Below are 20,694 nucleotides of genomic sequence, written 5' to 3' on the forward strand. Positions count from 1 at the left end.
CACAACGGTATGCTAAGAACAAAAATGCCGTTCACTCTTAAGTGAACGGCATTAGCCTCAATAGGCGCCTTTTATTATCTCATTTACACAAGAATCTGTATTTGTACAGACAAATAGGCACTTGGCCTACAGTAGGCCAAATACTCTCAATCCTTTGATTACTCGCTATTCTTTCAACAATGATGGCCTAACGACACAATCATGGCTGTCTTCAGCCAGCATCAGTAACTCTTCCACGCTCATCTTACCCAGTGAATCACTGCCAAGAAACGCCGCATAGCTTTCCACAGACGCCAATCGGTCAATCACGAAGCCTGGCAAGGTCTGGTTAAATTCAATGCGATCAAACTCACCACCAGCGCACGTTTTAAAAGAGCTGCCATTCCAGTAACCCTGAATCAGCCTAAGCCCTTCATCATGCTGCTTCGTTGTGGTCTCTAGAACCGACGTCGCTTCTTTCTGATAGTTTTCAAGCTGCTTGGCTTGGATAGGTAAGATTTTGCTATCAATACGATACTGTTGATACACAGCTTCGCCTGACTTATTGAAACGCACATGGACTCGATAGGGAACCAGCTCATTAGAAGAGTTACGCTGCTCGCCTTCACGAATGAATTCACGAAGCACGCCTTCTGACCAAGCATAATCAGTTTGGTACCAGCCGTAATCGCCGACAGTGACGTAGTCAGCTGAAGTATGAGGTTGTGTTAGCTTGTTTGTAACCCAGTAGAAACTCGTCGCGTCGCCCATGACTTGGCCGCCAGTGTGAGTTTCAAATTGCTCTAGGTTTTTGCGAGGGCTTGTTGAAGAACAGCCAATAAGAAATGTAGATAATAGTGAAACGAGAAGAAATGCTTTTTTCATAAAAACCTGTACCGAGGTGGAATACGACTACCTCGGTACAGTTTAGATTATTTCACTGAATCTTTCAGCGCTTTACCTGCAACAAATGCTGGAACATTTGCAGCAGCGATTTGGATCTCATCACCAGTTTTTGGGTTACGACCAGTGCGAGCTGCACGGTGGTTTACTTTAAAAGTACCAAAACCAATTAGCTGAACTTGATCGCCATCTTTAAGAGCATCTGTAACACCGCCAAGAGTCGCTTCTAGAGCAGCTTTAGCTTGTGCTTTAGAAAGGTCCGCTTTTTCAGCAATAAAGTCGATTAATTGAGTCTTGTTCATTTTAGGTTTCCCTTCTTTGTATTTTTGAATTCAATTCACTCTAAAACATAAATGCCCCATCTGGCAAAGGTTTGTCGTCGATCTTTAGCTCTAATGCCGTAGTTTTAGCCATAATATGAGTAATAACTCACAATTTGTTACTGATTTTATTAAGCAAGCCCTTGTTTAAAAGGGGCTGAGAGCAAAATTAATGATGACCTAGCCACTACTTTTTCACTATAATCCACGCTGAATCGCTGCTAAAGCGTACAATTTAATTTAAGGGCAAACATGCTGCTGCTATCTATTTACGTCTCCATTGCTATTGGAGTTTCTTTCATTTGTTCTGTTTTGGAAGCTGTACTTTTGAGTATTAGTCCGAGCTACATTGCTCAACTAAAACAAAATGGGCACCCTGCAGCAGAGTCTTTAGACAAACTGAAAACAGATATTGACCGCCCGCTTGCGTCAATTTTAACGCTCAACACCATCGCCCATACTATCGGTGCTGCGACAGCAGGTGCACAAGCGGCTGTCGTTTTTGGTAGCCAATGGTTAGGTGTCTTCTCTGCCGTGCTAACGCTAGGTATCTTGGTATTATCTGAGATTGTTCCAAAAACCATTGGTGCAACCTACTGGCGTCAACTTGCTCCTGCTTCGGCAAGCGTGCTTCGTTGGATGGTGTTCTTCCTAACACCGTTTGTCTGGTTCTCAGAACAGATCACCAAACGTCTTGCTCGTGGCCACCAAGCACCAAAAATGCGTGATGAGTTATCTGCAATGGCGATTTTGGCAAAAGAGAGCGGTGAATTTGCAGAAGGCGAGTCAAAAATCCTGAGCAACCTACTGGGTATTCAAGATGTACCCGTGACTCAGGTAATGACGCCGCGCCCAGTGGTATTCCGTGTTGATGCGGAAATGAGTGTGAATACGTTCCTAGAACAACATAAAGACACGCCATTCTCACGTCCGCTGGTTTACAGCGAGCAGAGTGACAACATCATCGGTTTTGTTCACCGCTTAGAGCTGTTTAGATTGCAGCAAGCCGGTTGTGGTGAGAAAGCTTTGGGTGAAGTAATGCGCCCTATCCACGTGTTGCTGAACAACATGGGCTTGGCTAAGGCCTTTGACCAGATGATGGCAAACCGCCTGCAACTGTCTTTAGTTGTGGACGAATACGGCACTATTCAGGGCATCATCACCCTAGAAGACATCTTTGAGCACCTAGTGGGCGAAGAGATTGTCGACGAAGCGGATAAGACGACTGACATGCAAGAACTGGCGTTCCAACGCTGGGAGAAGTGGAAAGAGACACACGGTGTTATCGAAAACCGCGATGACGAGGACGAGGAAGAAACTCCAGCAGACAACGACTCTTCAGATGCAAAATCAACGAATGACAACGACGCATCAAAAGATAAGGCATCAAAAGACAAAGTGTAGAACGAAGACAAAAAAGACGCTTAATCTAAATTTGATACCGTCAGATACCACAAAGGCTCCCTAGGGAGCCTTTGTTTTTATTCGTACCTTGGTGCAATTGCGAATTATAGCGCAACACCAATGTTACTGACTGGGTCTTCACGCAGTTCGTGGCGTAGGTCTTTGATCAGCTCTAAGTCACGCTCAGTCGTTTCACGTAGAGGTCGGAAAATGGCCCACTGAACGTCCCACTCTTCACACACCGCTTCGTTTTCTTTCTGGTTTTCGTTCGTCACTTCTTCAGCGCCTTGAGCAAACTCAAGCTCAGCAACTGTCTTCACCGATTGTTGACTCACTTTAATTACCGCTTCCAACATATGTTCACGGTCAAGCAGACCATGAATTAGCGTTGCTAGGCCTTGGCATGCGTCCATTGCTGGGTAAACACCATAAAAATCAAAATCATCACCGCTAGGGAATAGCTCTTCAACCTTCTCAAGTTGACGCTCAAAGTTCACCTTTGCTGTTTTAACCGTCAGGATTTCCCAAATGCTATCCAAAACATCACGATAGATTCGAGCTTCCGCAAATTCTGTATTCTCACAAAACATGGCATAGTTAGGGTACATACGCTCACATAGACACGCCATAAAGGTAATTTGTTGCCAAGGTTCTAACTTTTCAAGACGAACCTGCAGTGGATTCTGAAGCATAGTCACTCAATAATTGCAGAAAAAGACAGCGAAAGTGTACTTGATAAACCCTGGGGGGAAAAGGTAAGCCGATGAACAATTTTACGAATAAGCTCTATATTCTTACTGAGCATGACGATACCTATACGCAACTGATTCTAAACCAGGATTTACCCGACCTAGAAATCACTCAAAACCCCAAATCAGCACAGATTGTCTTGGCGTCACCACCTCTAATCGCAGAGCGCCTCGGCGAGTTTAAAGAGCTAGACTGGGTACAGAGTACCTATGCCGGAATCAATAAACTCACTCAGCCAGATCTGCGTCAGGACTATACGCTAACCAACGTCAAAGGCATCTTTGGTCCGGCTATCGCAGAATACGTATTGGGTTACACAATCAGTCACTGTAGACACTTCCCTCATTACCACCAGCATCAACAACAACGAAACTGGCAGCCACAGCTTTATACTAGCCTAACTGACAAAACTATGGTGATTTTAGGAACAGGTTCAATCGGCAGTCATTTGGCAAAAACCGCGGCGGCTTTTGGTATTCATACCATAGGTGTCAACCGTACGGGTATCCCATCCAAACAAGAAACCTTTAAAGAGACTTTCCACATCAATGAGATAGAGGCTGCCCTTAAGCAGGCCGATATTGTGGTCAACACCTTGCCATCAACCGCTGAAACCTATCAGCTGTTGAACCAAACCACGTTAGGTTACTGCTCTAATGTGTTGCTGTTTAATGTCGGTCGAGGGGAAAGTATCGACAATAAAGCCTTGTTGCTCGCCATAAAAAACAGATGGGTAGAACACGCATTTTTAGATGTGTTTGAAAGTGAACCCCTCTCTCAGGAACATCCTTTCTGGAAACTACCGCAAGTCACCATCACTCCACACATCGCTGCACTCAGTGAGCCAAGACAAGTAGTCGAGATCTTCGCAGAGAATTACAAACAGTGGCGAGATGGCTTTACACTTAATCATGTCATCGATTTTGATAAAGGTTACTGATGTCCTCTTCGTTACTTAAAGAGATTCGACAATGCCGAGCTTGTGAGCCTCACCTATCACACGGTGCTAACCCGGTGATTCAAGCGCATCCAAACGCGCGCTTGCTGATCATAGGTCAAGCGCCGGGTATCAAGGTGCATGAGTCGTCGACCCCTTGGAATGACGCGAGTGGCGAACGATTAAGAGGATGGTTAGGGATAGATAGCGATACTTTTTACGACGAGCAAAAAGTCGCGATTGTGCCTATGGGGTTTTGTTATCCGGGGAAAGGGAAAAGTGGTGATCTCCCACCACGCAAAGAGTGCGCGGAGCTTTGGCACAACAAAGTGCTGCAATCTCTACCCAATGTTCAAATGACACTGCTGATTGGCCAGTACGCACAAAACCATTACCTAACAAACAAAACCACCAGCACATTGACCGAAACCGTGCGTGATTGGCAAAGGTGGGCGCCTGAGTTTTTGCCATTACCCCACCCTTCGCCACGCAATAATATCTGGCTCAAGAAGAACCCTTGGTTTGAAAATGAAGTCATTCCTTATATCAGGAAACACATCTCAGAGCATTTGGCCTACCATGATCCAAATGCCTGATTAACTGCACACAATAAGATTAAACCGCCATCAAATGCCAATTTCAGACAATAAAAAAGCGCTGTTGGTTTCCCAACAGCGCTTTCAATAATCTTACTCAGAATTACTTGTGGTAAGGCTTAGACAATTCGTGAACAGCGTCAACGAATACACCAGCGTTCTCTGGCGGTACATCTAAGTGGATACCGTGGCCTAGGTTAAATACATGACCTGTACCACCGTCGCCGAAGCCTTCAAGGATGCTGCCCACTTCTTCGCGAATACGTTCAGGCTGAGCGTAAAGCATTGAAGGATCCATGTTACCTTGCAGAGCAACTTTGTCGCCGATGCGAGCTTTTGCATCTGCGATGTTGATAGTCCAGTCTAGACCAACCGCATCACAACCTGTTGCTGCGATAGACTCAAGCCACATGCCACCGTTCTTAGTGAACAGAGTAACCGGTACTCGACGACCTTCGTTTTCACGGATTAGGCCATCAACGATTTTGTGCATGTATTGCAGTGAGAATAGGTTGTAGTCACGAGGAGTCAGTACACCACCCCATGTATCAAATACCATTACCGATTGAGCACCCGCTTTAATTTGCGCGTTCAGGTATTCGATAACACTGTCAGCCAGCTTATCTAGAAGCAGGTGCAGCGTTTGTGGTTCTGCGTACATCATCTTCTTGATCTTAGTGAATGCTTTAGAGCTTCCACCTTCAACCATGTATGTCGCTAGAGTCCATGGGCTACCAGAGAAACCAATCAGTGGCACTTCGCCTTTCAGGTCTTTACGGATCTGACGAACGGCATTCATTACGTATTGAAGCTCACCTTCTGGATCTGGTAGGCCAATCTTCTCTACGTCAGCTTTACACGTGATAGGACGCTCAAACTTAGGACCTTCACCTGTTTCAAAGTACAAACCTAAGCCCATTGCATCAGGGATAGTTAGGATGTCTGAGAACAAGATTGCCGCATCAAGCGGGAAACGACGTAAAGGTTGAAGTGTTACTTCTGATGCCAGTTCAGCGTTTTTGCACAAAGACATGAAATCGCCCGCTTCAGCGCGCGTTGCTTTGTACTCAGGAAGATAGCGGCCAGCTTGGCGCATCATCCATACCGGTGTGTAATCAACAGGCTGTTTTAAAAGTGCGCGTAAATAGCGATCGTTTTTTAATTCGGTCATTCCGTTAAATTCCAATTCAATCTTGTCTAGTTTTGATGGCAAGTATTCTAACACTGATTGAAGGGTAAAAGCTGTGTGCTTTGCAACCTAGATCAAGTTATTAACTTTTAAATCAATGCTTAATTTGCACCCAATTACGGGAGCATGTTAAAAATTTGTTCGCTAGCGAAAATTACAATTATAACATCTGAGTAGTCACTACTCAGCATCTCATAACGACATCTTACTTACCCCCTCCACTTGTGGAGGGTTTTTTTTAGCTTTTGATCACCCATAGGCCAAATACTATCACAGGCAAATTAGTGCTCTAGTATCTGCTCAGTCACACCATCTTTCATCACGTCATCAACGGTTTTCTCAATCAACTGTCTCGCAATGGTTCCAACAGGAGCAACATCAGGCAGGCTTGTTACGTCAAACCATTGAGCATCCGATAGCTCGCTGTAGTCAGGCTTAAGCGTACCACCAGCATAATCTGCGAGAAAGCCCATCATCATACTCGATGGAAACGCCCATGGTTGGCTGCCAAAATAACGAATATTATCGACATCGATACCCGTTTCTTCTTTGACTTCTCTTGCCACACACTGCTCTAAGGTCTCTCCAACCTCTAGGAAGCCCGCTATCACGGTATACATGCCTGTTTTATGTCTTGGGTGCTGCGCAAGCAATATCTTGTTGTCGTTTCGTACAGCGACAATGATGCATGGGAAGATACGAGGGTAATGAAGTGTGCGGCAATCTCCACACTGCATCGCCACCTGGTTATGATTGAGATGATTTCGACCACCACACTGAGGGCAAAAACGCATACTTTGAGTCATATGCCCATATTGGATGGCTTTGCTTGCAGTCAAGAAACTCACTTCAGGCCAGTGCAGTAACTCTCTTAGGCTAACCATGTTCAGCTCATTCTCCACATCACAATCGTTGAGCCAATACACCTTGCGACCTTGATGCTGACCAATACAGATTGCATGCTCCACACTCAGCCCAAGCTCTTCAGCAGAGCCAAACGGAAACTGATCATTATTAACCCAAATATCACTACCAGAAACGACGCACCAATAAGCTTGCTCTGTCATTTTGTTATCACTTTTTTTTAACATCCCTATGCCTCATTGCTTGCAGTTCGTTCATTTTACTGGCAATCTAATTTCATACTAGAGTTGTAGCAGAGAATATTTCAAACTATTACTTTTAGTAGCTACCAATAAAACGGACCCTGCTTAGGCAATTACTTGATCACAAGGTTGTGATCAGATCATGAGGACATGGTCATGCTAAATAAATTCAAACAAATACAAGAACAATGGGGTGGCTCTAATGAGGTCATCGATCATTGGCTCGAAACTCGACAGTCTCTAATCGTTGAGTATTGTAAGCTAGGTGCCTTGCAGCCAGCTAGCAACGGGCAATCAAACGTTGTTGAACTCCCTTCCCCTAAAGAAATAAGCTCATTCTGTGATCATGTTGTCGATTATATCTCAGAGGGTCATTTTAAGATCTACGATATGGTCATGAAAAAATGGCAAGCAACAGGCTTTAAAACCAATGACGAGATTGATACAACTTACGCGAAGATCGTACTTACAACCGAGCCGCTTCTAGAATTCAATGATAAGTACGTTAAAGTAAATGCAGACGATGAGTTGCCTAACTTCGAAGGAGATATGTCAAAAGTAGGTGAACTACTCGAACTACGTTTTGAAGTAGAAGATAATCTTATCCAGCTTATTGCAGACAGTTTAGCGATTCCACCAGGCGCTTAGTTAGCCGAATCCTTAATAAGCTTGCCTCTGTGCAAGCTTTTTGTTTTGTCTGTAAGGTTATCCAAACTACCCAGAACCTTTCAGACAGAGCTTACTCGCTCGCCCTGACCTTTAGCCATAAGCATATGGTTACAGCCCTAATCAGCCTAGTCATCTCTACCCTTTATCTTACTGGCCTCAAAGAGCACTCTTCAGGACATAAATCCAACCTCACCAGCTAGATAAGCACACCTATCACTTTATAAGTCATAGCTAAATACCAATACGCCAGATACAAAAAAGGCACCCGAAGGTGCCTTTTTCTTATCTCTTAGAGACTACTCGTAGAGCTTACTCTTCTGAAGAGAAACCAGCGTTTAGAAGTGCTGCTAGATTGTCAGTAGCTTGTTCAGCTGAAGGACCTTCTTGCTCTTCTTCACGTTGTTTTTGACGCTCTTGGTGGTATGCGAAACCAGTACCAGCTGGGATCAGACGACCAACAATTACGTTCTCTTTCAGACCGCGAAGGTCATCACGCTTACCAGAAACCGCAGCTTCTGTTAGTACGCGAGTCGTTTCTTGGAACGATGCAGCTGAGATGAATGACTCAGTTGCAAGAGATGCTTTAGTAATACCTAGTAGATCACGTTCGAAACGTACTAGTTCTTTACCTTCAGCTTCTAGCTTACGGTTAGCAATCTTAACATTGTGGTACTCAACTTGTTCGCCAGGTAGGAACGGAGAGTCACCAGAATGAGTGATTGTACACTTACGTAGCATTTGACGAACGATAGTCTCGATGTGCTTATCGTTAATCTTTACGCCTTGTAAGCGGTAAACTTCTTGAACTTCGTTCGCGATGTACTGAGTTACTGCGTGGATACCACGTAGACGCAGGATATCGTGTGGAGTTTCAGGACCGTCGGCGATTACATCACCACGTTCAATCTTCTCACCTTCGAACACGTTCAATTGACGATGCTTAGGAATCATCTCTTCGTAAGCGTCACCGCCTTCACGAGTGATTACTAGACGACGCTTACCTTTCGTTTCTTTACCGAAAGACACAGTACCTGTGTGCTCAGCAAGGATCGCAGGCTCTTTAGGCTTACGAGCTTCGAATAGGTCAGCTACGCGTGGTAGACCACCGGTGATATCTTTGTTTCCGCTCGATTTTTGAGGGATACGAGATAGTGTGTCACCGATACCAACTTCAGCGCCATCTTCGATGTTTACAATCGCTTTGCCAGGTAGGAAGTAGTGAGCTGGCATATCAGTACCAGGGATCATTACGTCGTTACCTTGCTCATCAACAAGTTTGATAGCTGGACGCATATCTTTACCTGCTGCTGGGCGAGCTGCTGCGTCTGTAACTTCACTTGAAGAAAGACCCGTTAGATCGTCAGTTTGACGAGAAACTGTAATACCATCGATCATATCTACGAATTGGATACGACCTGCCACTTCAGTGATGATTGGCATGGTATGCGCTTCCCAGTTAGCTACAACTTCACCAGCAGTAACTGCTGCGTTGTCGCCTTTGGTTAGCATCGAACCGTAAGGAAGTTTGTGCTTCTCTTTAGTACGGCCGAATTCATCAATAATCGTCATCTCAGATGCACGAGAAGTGATAACCAGTTTCTTATCTTTGTTAACTACGAACTTAGCATTGTGAAGTTTCACAGTACCAGTTGTCTTAGCTTGGATGCTGTTCTCTGCTGCTGCAGTAGATGCCGCACCACCGATGTGGAACGTACGCATCGTTAGCTGTGTACCCGGTTCACCGATAGATTGTGCAGCGATAACACCAACTGCTTCACCTTGGTTCACTAGGTGACCACGTGCTAGGTCACGACCGTAACACTGTGCACAACAACCGAAGTCTGCATCACAGGTAACAACAGAGCGCACTTTCATGCTATCTACTGAGTTGTCTTCCATGATTTGACACCACTTCTCATCAATCAGAGTATTACGTGGAATCAGTACATCTTCAGTACCAGGCTTAAGAACGTCTTCAGCTACTACACGACCTAGAGCAAGCTCAGAAAGTGCAACTTTAACGTCACCACCTTCGATGTGAGGCATCATGTCGATACCTTCATGCGTGCCACAGTCATGTTCGTGTACTACAACGTCTTGAGCAACGTCTACTAGACGACGAGTTAGGTAACCCGAGTTTGCTGTTTTCAGTGCTGTATCCGCAAGACCCTTACGAGCTCCGTGCGTTGAGATAAAGTACTGAAGGACGTTTAGACCTTCTTTAAAGTTCGCTGTGATCGGCGTTTCGATGATTGAACCATCTGGACGCGCCATCAGACCACGCATACCTGCTAGCTGACGAATCTGAGCTGCAGAACCACGTGCGCCCGAGTCGGCCATCATGTAGATGCTGTTGAACGATTCTTGCTGTTCTTCTTCGCCGTCACGGTTGATAACTGTTTCAGAAGATAGGTTATCCATCATTGCTTTCGCAACGCGGTCATTCGTAGATGCCCAGATATCGATAACTTTGTTGTAACGCTCACCCGCAGTAACAAGACCAGATTGGAATTGCTCTTGGATTTCGCGAACTTCTTCTTCAGCAGATTCAATTTCATCGTATTTCGCTTGAGGTACAACCATATCGTCGATACCTACAGAAACACCAGAAAGTGCAGCGTATGCAAAACCTGCGTACATGATTTGGTCAGCAAATACTACTGTATCTTTTAGACCAAGCTTACGGTAACACTCGTTAAGAAGAGTAGAGATCTGCTTCTTACCTAACTTTTGGTTAACGATGCTGTACGGTAGGCCAGCTGGAACGATTTGCCATAGCATTGCACGGCCGACAGTTGTATCAACCATCTTCGTTTCAGTAGTGCTGTTACCATCTTCGTCTACTACAGTTTCGGTGATACGTACTTTAACGCGAGCGTGTAGCTCAGCAGTCTTAGTACGGTATGCCTTTTCAGCCTCAGCAGGGCCAGCAAGGTACATACCTTCGCCTTTCACGTTGATCTTGTCACGTGTCATGTAGTAAAGACCCAATACAACGTCCTGAGAAGGTACGATGATCGGATCACCTGACGCTGGCGACAGAATGTTATTCGTCGACATCATCAGTGTACGTGCTTCAAGCTGTGCTTCTAGAGTTAGAGGCACGTGTACCGCCATTTGGTCACCATCGAAGTCGGCGTTGTATGCCGCACACACTAGTGGGTGAAGCTGAATCGCTTTACCTTCGATTAGTACTGGTTCAAACGCTTGGATACCTAGACGGTGAAGTGTAGGTGCACGGTTAAGCAGTACTGGGTGTTCGCGGATTACTTCGTCCAGGATATCCCAAACGATAGCTTCTTCGCGCTCTACCATCTTCTTAGCAGCTTTGATTGTCGTAGCCATGCCACGAGTTTCTAGCTTGCTGTAGATGAACGGCTTAAATAGCTCAAGTGCCATCTTCTTAGGAAGACCACACTGATGTAGACGAAGGTATGGACCTACTGTGATTACAGAACGGCCAGAGTAGTCTACACGTTTACCTAGAAGGTTCTGACGGAAACGACCTTGTTTACCCTTGATCATATCAGCAAGAGATTTCAGAGGACGCTTGTTAGAACCAGTGATAGCACGACCACGACGACCGTTATCTAGAAGTGCATCAACAGACTCTTGCAGCATACGCTTTTCGTTACGTACGATGATGTCCGGAGCAGCTAGCTCTAGAAGGCGCTTCAAACGGTTGTTACGGTTGATCACACGACGGTAAAGGTCGTTCAGATCTGAAGTCGCAAAACGACCGCCATCTAGTGGTACTAGAGGACGTAGATCTGGCGGCAGAACCGGAAGTACAGTCAGAATCATCCATTGCGGATCGTTACCCGATGCAATGAACGCTTCAACTAGCTTCAGGCGCTTAGTAACTTTTTTACGCTTAGTTTCTGAGTTAGTCGTTTCTAACTCTTCGCGCATTTCTTCCACTTCTTGATGAAGGTCCATTGTTGCAAGCAGATCTTTGATCGCTTCAGCACCCATCTTAGCAGTAAATTCGTCACCCCACTCTTCTAGGCGATCCAGATACTCTTCTTCAGTAAGCATCTGAGATTTTTCTAGATCAGTCATACCTGGTTCAGTTACTACGTACATCTCGAAGTAAAGAACACGTTCGATATCACGTAGAGGGATATCCATTAGTAGACCGATACGAGACGGCAGTGATTTTAGGAACCAGATGTGAGCAACTGGTGAAGCTAGCTCGATGTGGCCCATGCGGTCACGACGAACTTTAGTTTGTGTAACTTCAACGCCACACTTCTCACAGATAACACCACGGTGCTTCAGGCGCTTGTATTTGCCACAAAGACATTCGTAGTCTTTAACTGGACCAAAAATACGTGCACAGAACAGACCATCACGTTCAGGTTTGAACGTACGATAGTTAATTGTTTCCGGCTTTTTAACTTCACCAAAAGACCATGAACGGATCATGTCTGGTGAAGATAGACCGATTTTGATTGCATCAAATTCTTCGGTCTTATGCTGTGCTTTTAGAAAGTTTAATAAGTCTTTCACATTCAGCTCCTGTAAGGAGTTAAAGGAGCTCACTGCTGTAGCAAGCTCCCTTTTACCAAATAATCCTATCTTCTTTTAAAAAGAAGGAGGGATTACTCTTCGTCTTCTAGCTCGATGTTGATACCTAGCGAGCGAATCTCTTTCAACAGTACGTTGAACGACTCAGGCATACCAGGTTCCATGCTATGGTTACCGTCTACGATGTTCTTATACATCTTAGTACGGCCGTTAACGTCATCTGACTTAACTGTTAGCATTTCTTGTAGAGTATATGCAGCACCGTATGCTTCTAGTGCCCATACTTCCATCTCACCGAAACGCTGACCACCGAACTGAGCTTTACCACCAAGTGGTTGCTGAGTTACTAGGCTGTAAGAACCAGTTGAACGAGCATGCATCTTGTCATCAACCAAGTGGTTCAGTTTCAGCATGTACATGTAACCAACAGTTACAGGACGCTCAAACGAATCACCAGTACGACCATCAAACAGTTTAAGCTGACCAGATTCTGGCAGATCACCCAGTTTAAGTAGTTCTTTGATTAGAGACTCAGAAGCACCGTCGAACACAGGAGTAGCAATCGGTAGACCGCCACGTAGGTTCTTGATCAGTGTACGAACTTGATCATCAGACAGTTCAGCAATATCAACTTTCTGACGAGTATCACCAAGATCGTAAACCTTCTGTAGGAACTCACGGAACTTATGCAGTTCTTGTTGTTCCTTAACCATTTGGTTGATCTTGTCACCGATACCTTTCGCAGCCAAACCTAAGTGAACTTCTAGGATCTGACCGATGTTCATACGCGATGGTACACCCAGCGGGTTAAGTACGATGTCTACAGGCTGACCTTTCTCATCGTATGGCATGTCTTCAACAGGGTTAATCTTAGAGATTACACCTTTGTTACCGTGACGACCGGCCATCTTATCACCAGGCTGGATACGACGTTTAACCGCTAGGTAAACTTTAACAATCTTAAGAACGCCAGGCGCTAGATCATCACCTTGAGTGATTTTACGACGCTTAGTTTCAAACTTCTTATCGAAGTCTGCTTTTAGCTCATCCCACTGCTCAGCAAGTTGCTCAAGCTGTGTTTGTAGCGCATCGTCTTCTAGAACTTGCTCTAGCCATTGCTTACGACCGATAGTATCAAGCTTAGCTTCAGAGTAACCACCAGACAGAAGTACAGCTTTAACACGGTTAAGAAGGCCACCCTCAAGAATTTGGAACTCTTCAGTTAGGTCTTTCTTAGCTTCTTTAAGCTGCATCTGTTCGATTTCAAGTGCACGCTTGTCTTTCTCTACGCCATCGCGAGTGAAGACTTGTACATCGATGATAGTACCCGAAACAGAGTTTGGTACACGTAGAGAAGTATCTTTAACATCAGATGCTTTCTCACCGAAGATAGCACGTAGTAGCTTCTCTTCAGGAGTCAGTTGAGTTTCACCTTTAGGGGTTACTTTACCAACTAGGATGTCGCCACCCTTAACTTCAGCACCAATGTAAACGATACCTGACTCGTCTAGTTTAGACAGAGCAGACTCACCTACGTTTGGAATATCAGCTGTGATCTCTTCAGAACCCAGCTTAGTATCACGAGCCACACAAGATAGTTCTTGGATGTGGATTGTCGTGAAACGGTCTTCTTGAACTACGCGCTCAGATACTAAGATCGAGTCTTCGAAGTTGTAACCGTTCCAAGGCATGAATGCGATACGCATGTTTTGGCCAAGAGCTAGTTCACCAAGGTCTGTTGAAGGACCATCAGCAAGAACATCGCCACGTGCAACTGGTTCACCAGGAAGTACAGTTGGACGTTGGTTAATACATGTGTTTTGGTTCGAACGCGTGTACTTAGTTAGGTTGTAGATATCGATACCAGCTTCGCCAGGTACCAATTCATCTTCGTTAACCTTAACTACGATACGAGAAGCGTCTACAGACTGAACTTGACCACCACGTTTAGCAACCGCTGTAACACCAGAGTCAACTGCGATGTTACGTTCGATACCAGTACCTACTAGAGGCTTATCAGCCTTAAGTGTTGGTACAGCTTGACGTTGCATGTTGGCACCCATCAATGCACGGTTCGCATCATCGTGTTCTAGGAACGGGATAAGCGAAGCAGCGATAGATACTACTTGGTTTGTCGCAACGTCCATGTAGTCAACGTGATCGCGTGGGTGAAGACCAGATTCACCTTTTTGACGAGCTGTGATTAGCTCATCTGCAAACGTACCTTCTTCAGTAAGAATGGTGTTTGCTTGCGCGATTACGAATTGACCTTCCTGGATTGCAGACAGGTAATCAACTTCTTCTGTTACTACACCATCTACTACACGACGGTACGGAGTTTCTAGGAAACCGTAATCGTTACAACGTGCAAACGCAGATAGTGAGTTAATTAGACCGATGTTTGGACCTTCAGGCGTTTCGATCGGACATAGACGACCGTAGTGAGTTACGTGAACGTCACGTACTTCGAAGCCTGCGCGCTCACGAGTAAGACCACCAGGACCTAAAGCAGAGATACGACGTTTGTGCGTAACTTCTGACAATGGGTTGTTTTGGTCCATGAACTGTGAAAGCTGTGAAGAGCCAAAGAATTCTTTAACTGCAGCAGAGATCGGCTTAGCGTTGATAAGATCTTGAGGCATGATTGCATCAAGGTCACCAAGGCTTAGGCGCTCTTTAACGGCACGTTCTACACGAACTAGACCAACACGGAATTGGTTTTCTGCCATTTCACCTACAGAACGGATACGACGGTTGCCAAGGTGGTCGATATCGTCCACTTCACCAATACCGTTACGGATACCAATCAGTTTCTTCATCACTTCGATGATGTCTGATTCATCCAGAGTACCGCGCTCTTCTTCTTCTTCACGCTCGATAGAGCTGTTGAACTTCATACGGCCTACAGTTGATAGGTCGTAACGTTCTTCAGAGAAGAATAGGCTTTCGAATAGAGACTCTGCAGCTTCTTTCGTTGGTGGCTCGCCAGGACGCATCATGCGGTAGATTTCTACCAATGCAGAGATGCGATCTACTGTGCTATCTGCACGTAGAGTGTCTGACATGAATGGACCGTGATCTAGGTCATTCGTGAACAGAGTTTGTAGAGACTTGTGACCTGCTTGAGACAGGTTAGCAAGTGCTTCTAGGCTAATCTCTTGGTTCGCGCCAACGATGATCTCGCCAGTTGCTTCATTGATATAATCTTTAGATGCAACTTTACCAACGATGTACTCTACTGGTACTTCGATGTGCTCAACGCCATCTTTTTCAAGTTGACGGATATGACGAGCAGTAACACGACGACCAGTCTCAACGTAAGTTTTTCCGTTTGCTTCGATGTCGAATGACGCAGTTTCACCACGTAGACGATCAGGAACCAACTCCATAAGAAGAGTTTGGTCTTTAACTTCGAAGTTCACCTTGTCGAAGAACAGATCTAGGATCTCTTCAGTCGATTTACCAAGTGCACGAAGAATAATCGATGCTGGTAGCTTACGACGACGGTCGATACGTACGAATAAGTTATCCTTAGGATCGAACTCAAAGTCTAACCATGAGCCACGGTAAGGAATTACACGTGCGTTATAAAGAACTTTACCTGATGAGTGGGTCTTACCCTTATCACTGTCGAAGAACACGCCTGGGCTTCGGTGCAGCTGGGATACGATAACCCTCTCGGTACCATTAATTACGAAAGTACCATTGTCTGTCATAAGCGGAATTTCGCCCATGTAGACTTCTTGTTCTTTAATGTCTTTTACAGTACCTGCTGGTGCATCTCGATCAAAGATAACTAGACGTAGTTTTACGCGTAGTGGCTTTGAGTAAGTAACACCGCGGATTTGACATTCTTTAACGTCAAAAACTGGCTCACCAAGACGGTAGCTAACGTATTGCAGCTCAGAATTGCCGTTGTAGCTCTGAATTGGAAATACAGAACGGAAAGCAGCTTCAAGACCGTATTGACCTTCTGGATCCTGTTCGATGAATTTGTCGAAAGAATCAAGCTGGATCGATAACAGGTATGGAATGTCCAAAACTTGTGGACGAGTACCAAAATCCTTACGGATGCGCTTTTTCTCGGTATAAGAGTAAACCATGGGGTTCCTCAGCTCGCTGATAAGTGACCCAAACCACCCAAAACACTCTTCAGAGGGGGTGGTGACAAACAGCTGTTTAGTGGTAGTGAACAATCATTTCGAAAAAATGACTGTTTTTTTGCTCGGATTATGACGGTTAAACAGCGGAAATTTCGTCATAGCCCTACAGCGCAAAAAGGCCGGTGGTTAATAAACCACCAGCCATTAGCCTTGCGGCTATGAAATTAAGTAATAATTACTTGATTTCAACAGAAGCGCCAGCTTCTTCTAGCTGTGCTTTAAGAGCTTCAGCTTCAGCTTTGTCAACGCCTTCTTTAAGCGCTGCAGGAGCTGAGTCTACAAGACCTTTAGCTTCTTTAAGACCTAGGCCAGTTGCGCCACGTACAGCTTTGATAACTTGTACTTTGTTAGCGCCAGCAGCAGTTAGGATAACGTCGAATTCAGTTTGCTCAGCAGCAGCGTCGCCGCCAGCTGCGCCACCAGCTACAACTGCAGCTGCAGCTGAAACGCCGAATTTCTCTTCCATAGCTTCGATAAGCTCAACAACTTGCATTACAGACATTTCTGCAACTGCGTCTAGGATTTGCTCGTTAGTAATAGACATAACAATTCTCTTTTAAGTCAACAATAAGTTTAATGTGCAACCAGTGAAAAGCAAGGCTTAAGCCGCTGCTTCTTCTTTTTGGTCACGTAGTGCAGCGATAGTACGAACCAGCTTGCCAGCAGAAGCTTCTTTCATGCACATCATTAGGCGTGCGATAGCTTCGTCGTAAGTTGGTAGTGTCGCTAGTACTTCAGCATCAGTAACTGCGCCTTCAAATGCAGCAGCTTTGATCTCGAAATCTTTGTTCTCTTTAGCGAAGTCTTTGAAAAGACGCGCTGCAGCACCTGGGTGCTCGTTAGAGAACGCGATCAGAGTTGGACCAGTGAAAGTGTCTACTAGACACTCGTAGTCTGTACCCTGAACCGCACGGCGTGCTAGTGTGTTACGAACAACTTTCATGTAAACACCCGCTTCGCGAGCTTGTTTACGTAGAGAAGTCATTGCGCCAACTTCAACGCCACGAGAATCAGCTACAACTGCAGAAAGTGCACCACTGGCAGCTTCGTTGACTTCAGCAACAATTGCTTTTTTGTCTTGAAGATTTAAAGCCATTTGGATTAACCTCTGGTTGTGATTACAGCACCCAATACAAAATGTATTGAGCGTTTACGATGTTATTTAAAAATGAATAAATCCACTTCAAACCACAACATCGCCTACGTAGGTTTTATTAAGCTATCAATAATCTAATGAAAATCGACAGCGCCTACGGTCTTGGGATAGATGATTTCAAATTGCTTTAAAACCACCCAACCACAAATATTAGGCGCAGAAGTATACACTAAATCTGCGCCTAAGCAAATTAGTTTGCTTGAGTATCAAGACTAGCTTGATCAACAGCAACACCAGCACCCATCGTAGTAGAGATGCTTACTTTCTTCAGGTAAGAACCCTTAGCTGAAGAAGGCTTAGCTTTCTTAAGAGCAACTAGAAGTGCTTCTAGGTTCTCTTGAAGCTGGTTAGCTTCGAAAGATGCTTTACCGATAGTAGTGTGGATGATGCCGTTCTTGTCGTTACGGTAACGAACCTGACCAGCTTTAGCGTTCTTAACCGCTTCAGCAACGTTAGGAGTTACAGTACCAACTTTAGGGTTTGGCATAAGGCCGCGTGGACCTAGGATTGTACCTAGTTGACCAACAACACGCATTGCATCTGGAGAAGCAACAACTACGTCGAAGTTCATTTCGCCTTTTTTCACTTGCTCAGCAAGATCTTCCATACCAACGATATCTGCGCCAGCAGCTTTAGCAGCTTCTGCGTTTGCACCTTGAGTGAAAACAGCAACGCGGATGTCACGGCCAGTACCGTGAGGTAGCACTGTTGCGCCACGAACGTTTTGGTCAGATTTACGAGCATCGATGCCTAGGTTAACAGCAACATCTACAGACTCAACGAATTTAGCAGTCGCTAGTTCTTTAAGAAGAGCAACAGCTTCGCTGATTTCGTATTCTTTAGTTGAGTCAACTTTGTCGCGGATTACGCGCATACGCTTAGTAAGTTTAGCCATGATCTTATCCCTCTACCACTAGGCCCATTGAACGAGCAGTACCAGCAATAGAACGTTTCATTGCTTCGATGTCAGCACCAGTCATATCAGCAGCTTTAGTTTCTGCGATTTCCTGAACTTGAGCGTCAGTAACAGTACCAACTTTCTCAGTGTTTGGACGACCTGAACCAGACTTAACGCCAGCAGCTTTCTTAAGAAGAACAGCAGCAGGTGGAGTCTTAGTTACGAACGTGAAAGAACGGTCGTTGTAAACAGTAATAACTACTGGAGTAGGTAGACCTTTCTCAACAGATTCTGTTTTTGCGTTGAACGCTTTACAGAATTCCATGATGTTCACGCCGTGTTGACCTAGAGCAGGACCAACCGGTGGACTTGGGTTTGCCATACCAGCTGCAACTTGCAGTTTGATATAAGCTTCAACTTTCTTAGCCATGATATTTCCTAATATTTTGGGTACATGCGCTAGCCGCAAGGCGAGCTCCCCATAAATTCAATTAACTCTTTTTCACTTCCACAGAAGCAAAAAGGCGCGAAATTATAATCATAATTCGCGCCTTTAACAACCCTAAAAAGGTGATTTTTTATACTCTTTTATTTTGAACAACTTATGAAGTATTTATCCACAGCTTGTTCAAAACTTAGAGTTTTAGTCCAGTTTTTCAACCTGACCAAATTCAAGCTCAACCGGTGTTGCACGACCAAAGATCGATACAGATACCTTAATGCGGCTTTTCTCGTAATCTACTTCTTCAACAGTACCGTTGAAGTCAGCAAATGGACCATCGTTCACACGAACCACTTCACCCGCTTCGAACATTGTCTTAGGACGTGGAGACTCGCTCGCTTTCTCTAGACGGTTCAAGATAGCATCAGCTTCTTTATCAGTGATTGGTGCAGGACGATCAGAGGTACCACCAATGAAGCCCATAACACGCGGAATGCTGCGTACTAAGTGCCATGATTCATCATTCATGATCATTTGAACTAATACGTAGCCAGGGAAGAATTTACGTTCACTTTTACGGCGTTGGCCTGCACGCATTTCCACTACTTCTTCAGTAGGTACTAGCACATCGCCAAATAGTTCTTCCATGTTGTGCATTTTAATATGCTCGCGTAGCGACTGTGCAACACGACCTTCAAAGCCAGAAAAGGCTTGAACTACATACCAACGTTTTTTTGGAGCTTCACTCATGAATCAGAACCCTCTACACCCCAGTTGCTAGAGAAACTAGACGGACCATAATGCCGTCAATTCCCCAAAGCACTAGAGACATAACAATACATACAGCTAAAACGATCAATGTAGTTTGCATAGTTTCTTGGCGAGTAGGCCAAACAACTTTACGAATCTCCATACGAGATTCTTTTGCAAAATCGATCGCAGCTTTACCTTTAGTTGTTGTTGCTGCAACGCCTAGTGCGGCAGCAATCAGCACAACTACACCTGCAGCGCGAATTACAACAGACAATTCACCATACAGGTAATTACCCACAACAGCAGCAGCCAACAGAACAAAAGCGACAATCCACTTCATTGTATCTGCTGCACCTGAGCTATCAGGAGTTTCAGCGTTTGCTTTCATAAAACCAACCTGTGATAAGTCTTAAATATAGACGACAATAACCCCGCTGTTGCAGGGCACATTCCTTTGCGTTGCAAAACAACACATCTAACAGTCATTTTAGTCAAAAAGACCGTTTAATTCTTTGCTAAGAGCAAAAATCGATGTCAAAACATCCAACTCTTTTTTTAGCGCAGAAAAAGGGCATCAAATGATGCCCTTTTTACTAGTGGTTCGTCAAATCTTATGCAAAGATTTTAGCTACAACACCAGCACCAACTGTACGGCCACCTTCGCGGATTGCGAAACGTAGACCTTCGTCCATTGCGATTGGAGCGATTAGCTCAACAGTCATTTGAACGTTGTCACCTGGCATTACCATTTCTACGCCTTCTGGTAGAGTGATGTCGCCTGTTACGTCAGTTGTACGGAAGTAGAACTGTGGACGGTAACCTTTGAAGAAAGGAGTGTGACGGCCGCCTTCGTCTTTAGAAAGTACGTATACTTCAGACTCAAACTTAGTGTGTGGGTT

Annotated in this window: 17 protein-coding genes and 1 pseudogene; 4 read left to right on the forward strand and 14 right to left on the reverse strand. The window is 44.9% G+C overall.

From position 1 onward, the window contains the following. Nucleotides 1-165: 165 nt before the first annotated feature. Both AB6E78_RS20845 and hupA read right to left on the reverse strand, forming a co-directional pair. Entirely contained in the window at nt 166-864 is a 699-nt protein-coding gene (locus tag AB6E78_RS20845) for a DUF1481 domain-containing protein (protein ID WP_017063655.1), read from the reverse strand. A gap of 47 nt (nt 865-911) precedes the next feature. Next, a complete protein-coding gene (hupA, locus tag AB6E78_RS20850; protein WP_004729753.1) occupies nt 912-1,184 on the reverse strand; it encodes a nucleoid-associated protein HU-alpha in 273 nt (90 codons plus the stop codon). A 270-nt stretch (nt 1,185-1,454) separates the two neighbouring features. Here hupA and AB6E78_RS20855 point away from each other — a divergent pair, with 270 nt between their 5' ends. After that, nucleotides 1,455-2,606 carry a CNNM domain-containing protein gene (locus AB6E78_RS20855; RefSeq protein ID WP_372111392.1) on the forward strand — a complete coding sequence of 384 codons (1,152 nt, stop codon included), beginning with the start codon at nt 1,455-1,457 and terminating at the stop codon, nt 2,604-2,606. Nucleotides 2,607-2,710: 104 nt separating this feature from the next. On the opposite strand, the gene AB6E78_RS20860 is transcribed toward AB6E78_RS20855, so the two are convergent. Further along, nucleotides 2,711-3,298 carry a YjaG family protein gene (locus tag AB6E78_RS20860; protein WP_017062699.1) on the reverse strand — a complete coding sequence of 196 codons (588 nt, stop codon included), beginning with the start codon at nt 3,296-3,298 and terminating at the stop codon, nt 2,711-2,713. A gap of 71 nt (nt 3,299-3,369) precedes the next feature. Here AB6E78_RS20860 and AB6E78_RS20865 point away from each other — a divergent pair, with 71 nt between their 5' ends. Both AB6E78_RS20865 and AB6E78_RS20870 read left to right on the forward strand, forming a co-directional pair. Beyond that, nucleotides 3,370-4,296, forward strand: a complete 927-nt coding sequence (locus AB6E78_RS20865; protein WP_017063654.1) for a D-2-hydroxyacid dehydrogenase — start codon at nt 3,370-3,372, stop codon at nt 4,294-4,296. Next, on the forward strand, nt 4,296-4,889 hold the full coding sequence (locus AB6E78_RS20870) for a uracil-DNA glycosylase family protein (RefSeq protein WP_372134155.1): 594 nt from the start codon (nt 4,296-4,298) through the stop codon (nt 4,887-4,889). The genes AB6E78_RS20865 and AB6E78_RS20870 overlap by 1 nt, the downstream gene beginning before the upstream one ends. Before the next feature lie 103 nt (nt 4,890-4,992). Here the strand turns inward: AB6E78_RS20870 and hemE are convergent, their stop codons facing one another. Together hemE and nudC are read right to left on the reverse strand one after the other, a co-directional pair. Then, entirely contained in the window at nt 4,993-6,060 is a 1,068-nt protein-coding gene (gene hemE, locus AB6E78_RS20875) for a uroporphyrinogen decarboxylase (protein ID WP_017060530.1), read from the reverse strand. Between the two features lie 299 nt (nt 6,061-6,359). Further along, on the reverse strand, nt 6,360-7,169 hold the full coding sequence (nudC, locus tag AB6E78_RS20880) for an NAD(+) diphosphatase (RefSeq protein ID WP_372111397.1): 810 nt from the start codon (nt 7,167-7,169) through the stop codon (nt 6,360-6,362). 165 nt (nt 7,170-7,334) lie between these two features. Here nudC and AB6E78_RS20885 point away from each other — a divergent pair, with 165 nt between their 5' ends. Then, the gene (locus AB6E78_RS20885) at nt 7,335-7,832 is read left to right on the forward strand and encodes an Rsd/AlgQ family anti-sigma factor (RefSeq protein WP_032546263.1); all 498 of its coding nucleotides are present in this window, start codon (nt 7,335-7,337) and stop codon (nt 7,830-7,832) included. Nucleotides 7,833-8,162: 330 nt separating this feature from the next. Here the strand turns inward: AB6E78_RS20885 and rpoC are convergent, their stop codons facing one another. From rpoC to tuf, 9 genes and pseudogenes are all read right to left on the reverse strand, one after another. After that, nucleotides 8,163-12,365 (reverse strand): DNA-directed RNA polymerase subunit beta', encoded by a 4,203-nt coding sequence (gene rpoC / locus AB6E78_RS20890; RefSeq protein WP_017060527.1) that lies wholly within the window; start codon nt 12,363-12,365, stop codon nt 8,163-8,165. A 92-nt stretch (nt 12,366-12,457) separates the two neighbouring features. Next, complete coding sequence (gene rpoB, locus AB6E78_RS20895) at nt 12,458-16,486, reverse strand: DNA-directed RNA polymerase subunit beta (protein WP_017065638.1); 4,029 nt, start codon at nt 16,484-16,486, stop codon at nt 12,458-12,460. A 235-nt stretch (nt 16,487-16,721) separates the two neighbouring features. After that, the gene (rplL, locus tag AB6E78_RS20900) at nt 16,722-17,090 is read right to left on the reverse strand and encodes a 50S ribosomal protein L7/L12 (RefSeq protein ID WP_017060525.1); all 369 of its coding nucleotides are present in this window, start codon (nt 17,088-17,090) and stop codon (nt 16,722-16,724) included. 57 nt (nt 17,091-17,147) lie between these two features. Then, complete coding sequence (rplJ, locus tag AB6E78_RS20905; RefSeq protein WP_017060524.1) at nt 17,148-17,642, reverse strand: 50S ribosomal protein L10; 495 nt, start codon at nt 17,640-17,642, stop codon at nt 17,148-17,150. Nucleotides 17,643-17,892: 250 nt separating this feature from the next. After that, complete coding sequence (gene rplA / locus AB6E78_RS20910) at nt 17,893-18,597, reverse strand: 50S ribosomal protein L1 (RefSeq protein WP_017063651.1); 705 nt, start codon at nt 18,595-18,597, stop codon at nt 17,893-17,895. Between the two features lie 4 nt (nt 18,598-18,601). Then, nucleotides 18,602-19,030 carry a 50S ribosomal protein L11 gene (rplK, locus tag AB6E78_RS20915; RefSeq protein ID WP_010435555.1) on the reverse strand — a complete coding sequence of 143 codons (429 nt, stop codon included), beginning with the start codon at nt 19,028-19,030 and terminating at the stop codon, nt 18,602-18,604. A 213-nt stretch (nt 19,031-19,243) separates the two neighbouring features. Further along, nucleotides 19,244-19,792: a transcription termination/antitermination protein NusG gene (nusG, locus tag AB6E78_RS20920; protein WP_010435556.1), complete on the reverse strand. Its 549-nt coding sequence runs from the start codon at nt 19,790-19,792 to the stop codon at nt 19,244-19,246. 13 nt (nt 19,793-19,805) lie between these two features. After that, entirely contained in the window at nt 19,806-20,183 is a 378-nt protein-coding gene (gene secE, locus AB6E78_RS20925) for a preprotein translocase subunit SecE (RefSeq protein ID WP_010435558.1), read from the reverse strand. A 223-nt stretch (nt 20,184-20,406) separates the two neighbouring features. Next, nucleotides 20,407-20,694 (reverse strand): annotated as a pseudogene (gene tuf, locus AB6E78_RS20930) (elongation factor Tu); the annotation flags it as partial.

Source organism: Vibrio sp. 10N.247.310.98, assembly GCF_041467395.1.
GTDB lineage: Bacteria > Pseudomonadota > Gammaproteobacteria > Enterobacterales > Vibrionaceae > Vibrio > Vibrio crassostreae_C.

Bases quoted from the DNA above. Each gene is read 5' to 3' on its own strand.
- rplK (WP_010435555.1), bottom strand. From the start codon at position 19,030: ATGGCTAAGAAAGTTGAAGCTTATATCAAACTGCAAGTTGCAGCTGGT.
- AB6E78_RS20870 (WP_372134155.1), top strand. From the start codon at position 4,296: ATGTCCTCTTCGTTACTTAAAGAGATTCGACAATGCCGAGCTTGTGAG.
- hupA (WP_004729753.1), bottom strand. From the start codon at position 1,184: ATGAACAAGACTCAATTAATCGACTTTATTGCTGAAAAAGCGGACCTT.
- AB6E78_RS20855 (WP_372111392.1), top strand. From the start codon at position 1,455: ATGCTGCTGCTATCTATTTACGTCTCCATTGCTATTGGAGTTTCTTTC.
- nudC (WP_372111397.1), bottom strand. From the start codon at position 7,169: ATGTTAAAAAAAAGTGATAACAAAATGACAGAGCAAGCTTATTGGTGC.
- AB6E78_RS20885 (WP_032546263.1), top strand. From the start codon at position 7,335: ATGGTCATGCTAAATAAATTCAAACAAATACAAGAACAATGGGGTGGC.
- secE (WP_010435558.1), bottom strand. From the start codon at position 20,183: ATGAAAGCAAACGCTGAAACTCCTGATAGCTCAGGTGCAGCAGATACA.
- AB6E78_RS20860 (WP_017062699.1), bottom strand. From the start codon at position 3,298: ATGCTTCAGAATCCACTGCAGGTTCGTCTTGAAAAGTTAGAACCTTGG.
- rplL (WP_017060525.1), bottom strand. From the start codon at position 17,090: ATGTCTATTACTAACGAGCAAATCCTAGACGCAGTTGCAGAAATGTCT.
- nusG (WP_010435556.1), bottom strand. From the start codon at position 19,792: ATGAGTGAAGCTCCAAAAAAACGTTGGTATGTAGTTCAAGCCTTTTCT.
- AB6E78_RS20865 (WP_017063654.1), top strand. From the start codon at position 3,370: ATGAACAATTTTACGAATAAGCTCTATATTCTTACTGAGCATGACGAT.
- rplJ (WP_017060524.1), bottom strand. From the start codon at position 17,642: ATGGCTTTAAATCTTCAAGACAAAAAAGCAATTGTTGCTGAAGTCAAC.
- AB6E78_RS20845 (WP_017063655.1), bottom strand. From the start codon at position 864: ATGAAAAAAGCATTTCTTCTCGTTTCACTATTATCTACATTTCTTATT.
- hemE (WP_017060530.1), bottom strand. From the start codon at position 6,060: ATGACCGAATTAAAAAACGATCGCTATTTACGCGCACTTTTAAAACAG.
- rpoB (WP_017065638.1), bottom strand. From the start codon at position 16,486: ATGGTTTACTCTTATACCGAGAAAAAGCGCATCCGTAAGGATTTTGGT.
- rplA (WP_017063651.1), bottom strand. From the start codon at position 18,597: ATGGCTAAACTTACTAAGCGTATGCGCGTAATCCGCGACAAAGTTGAC.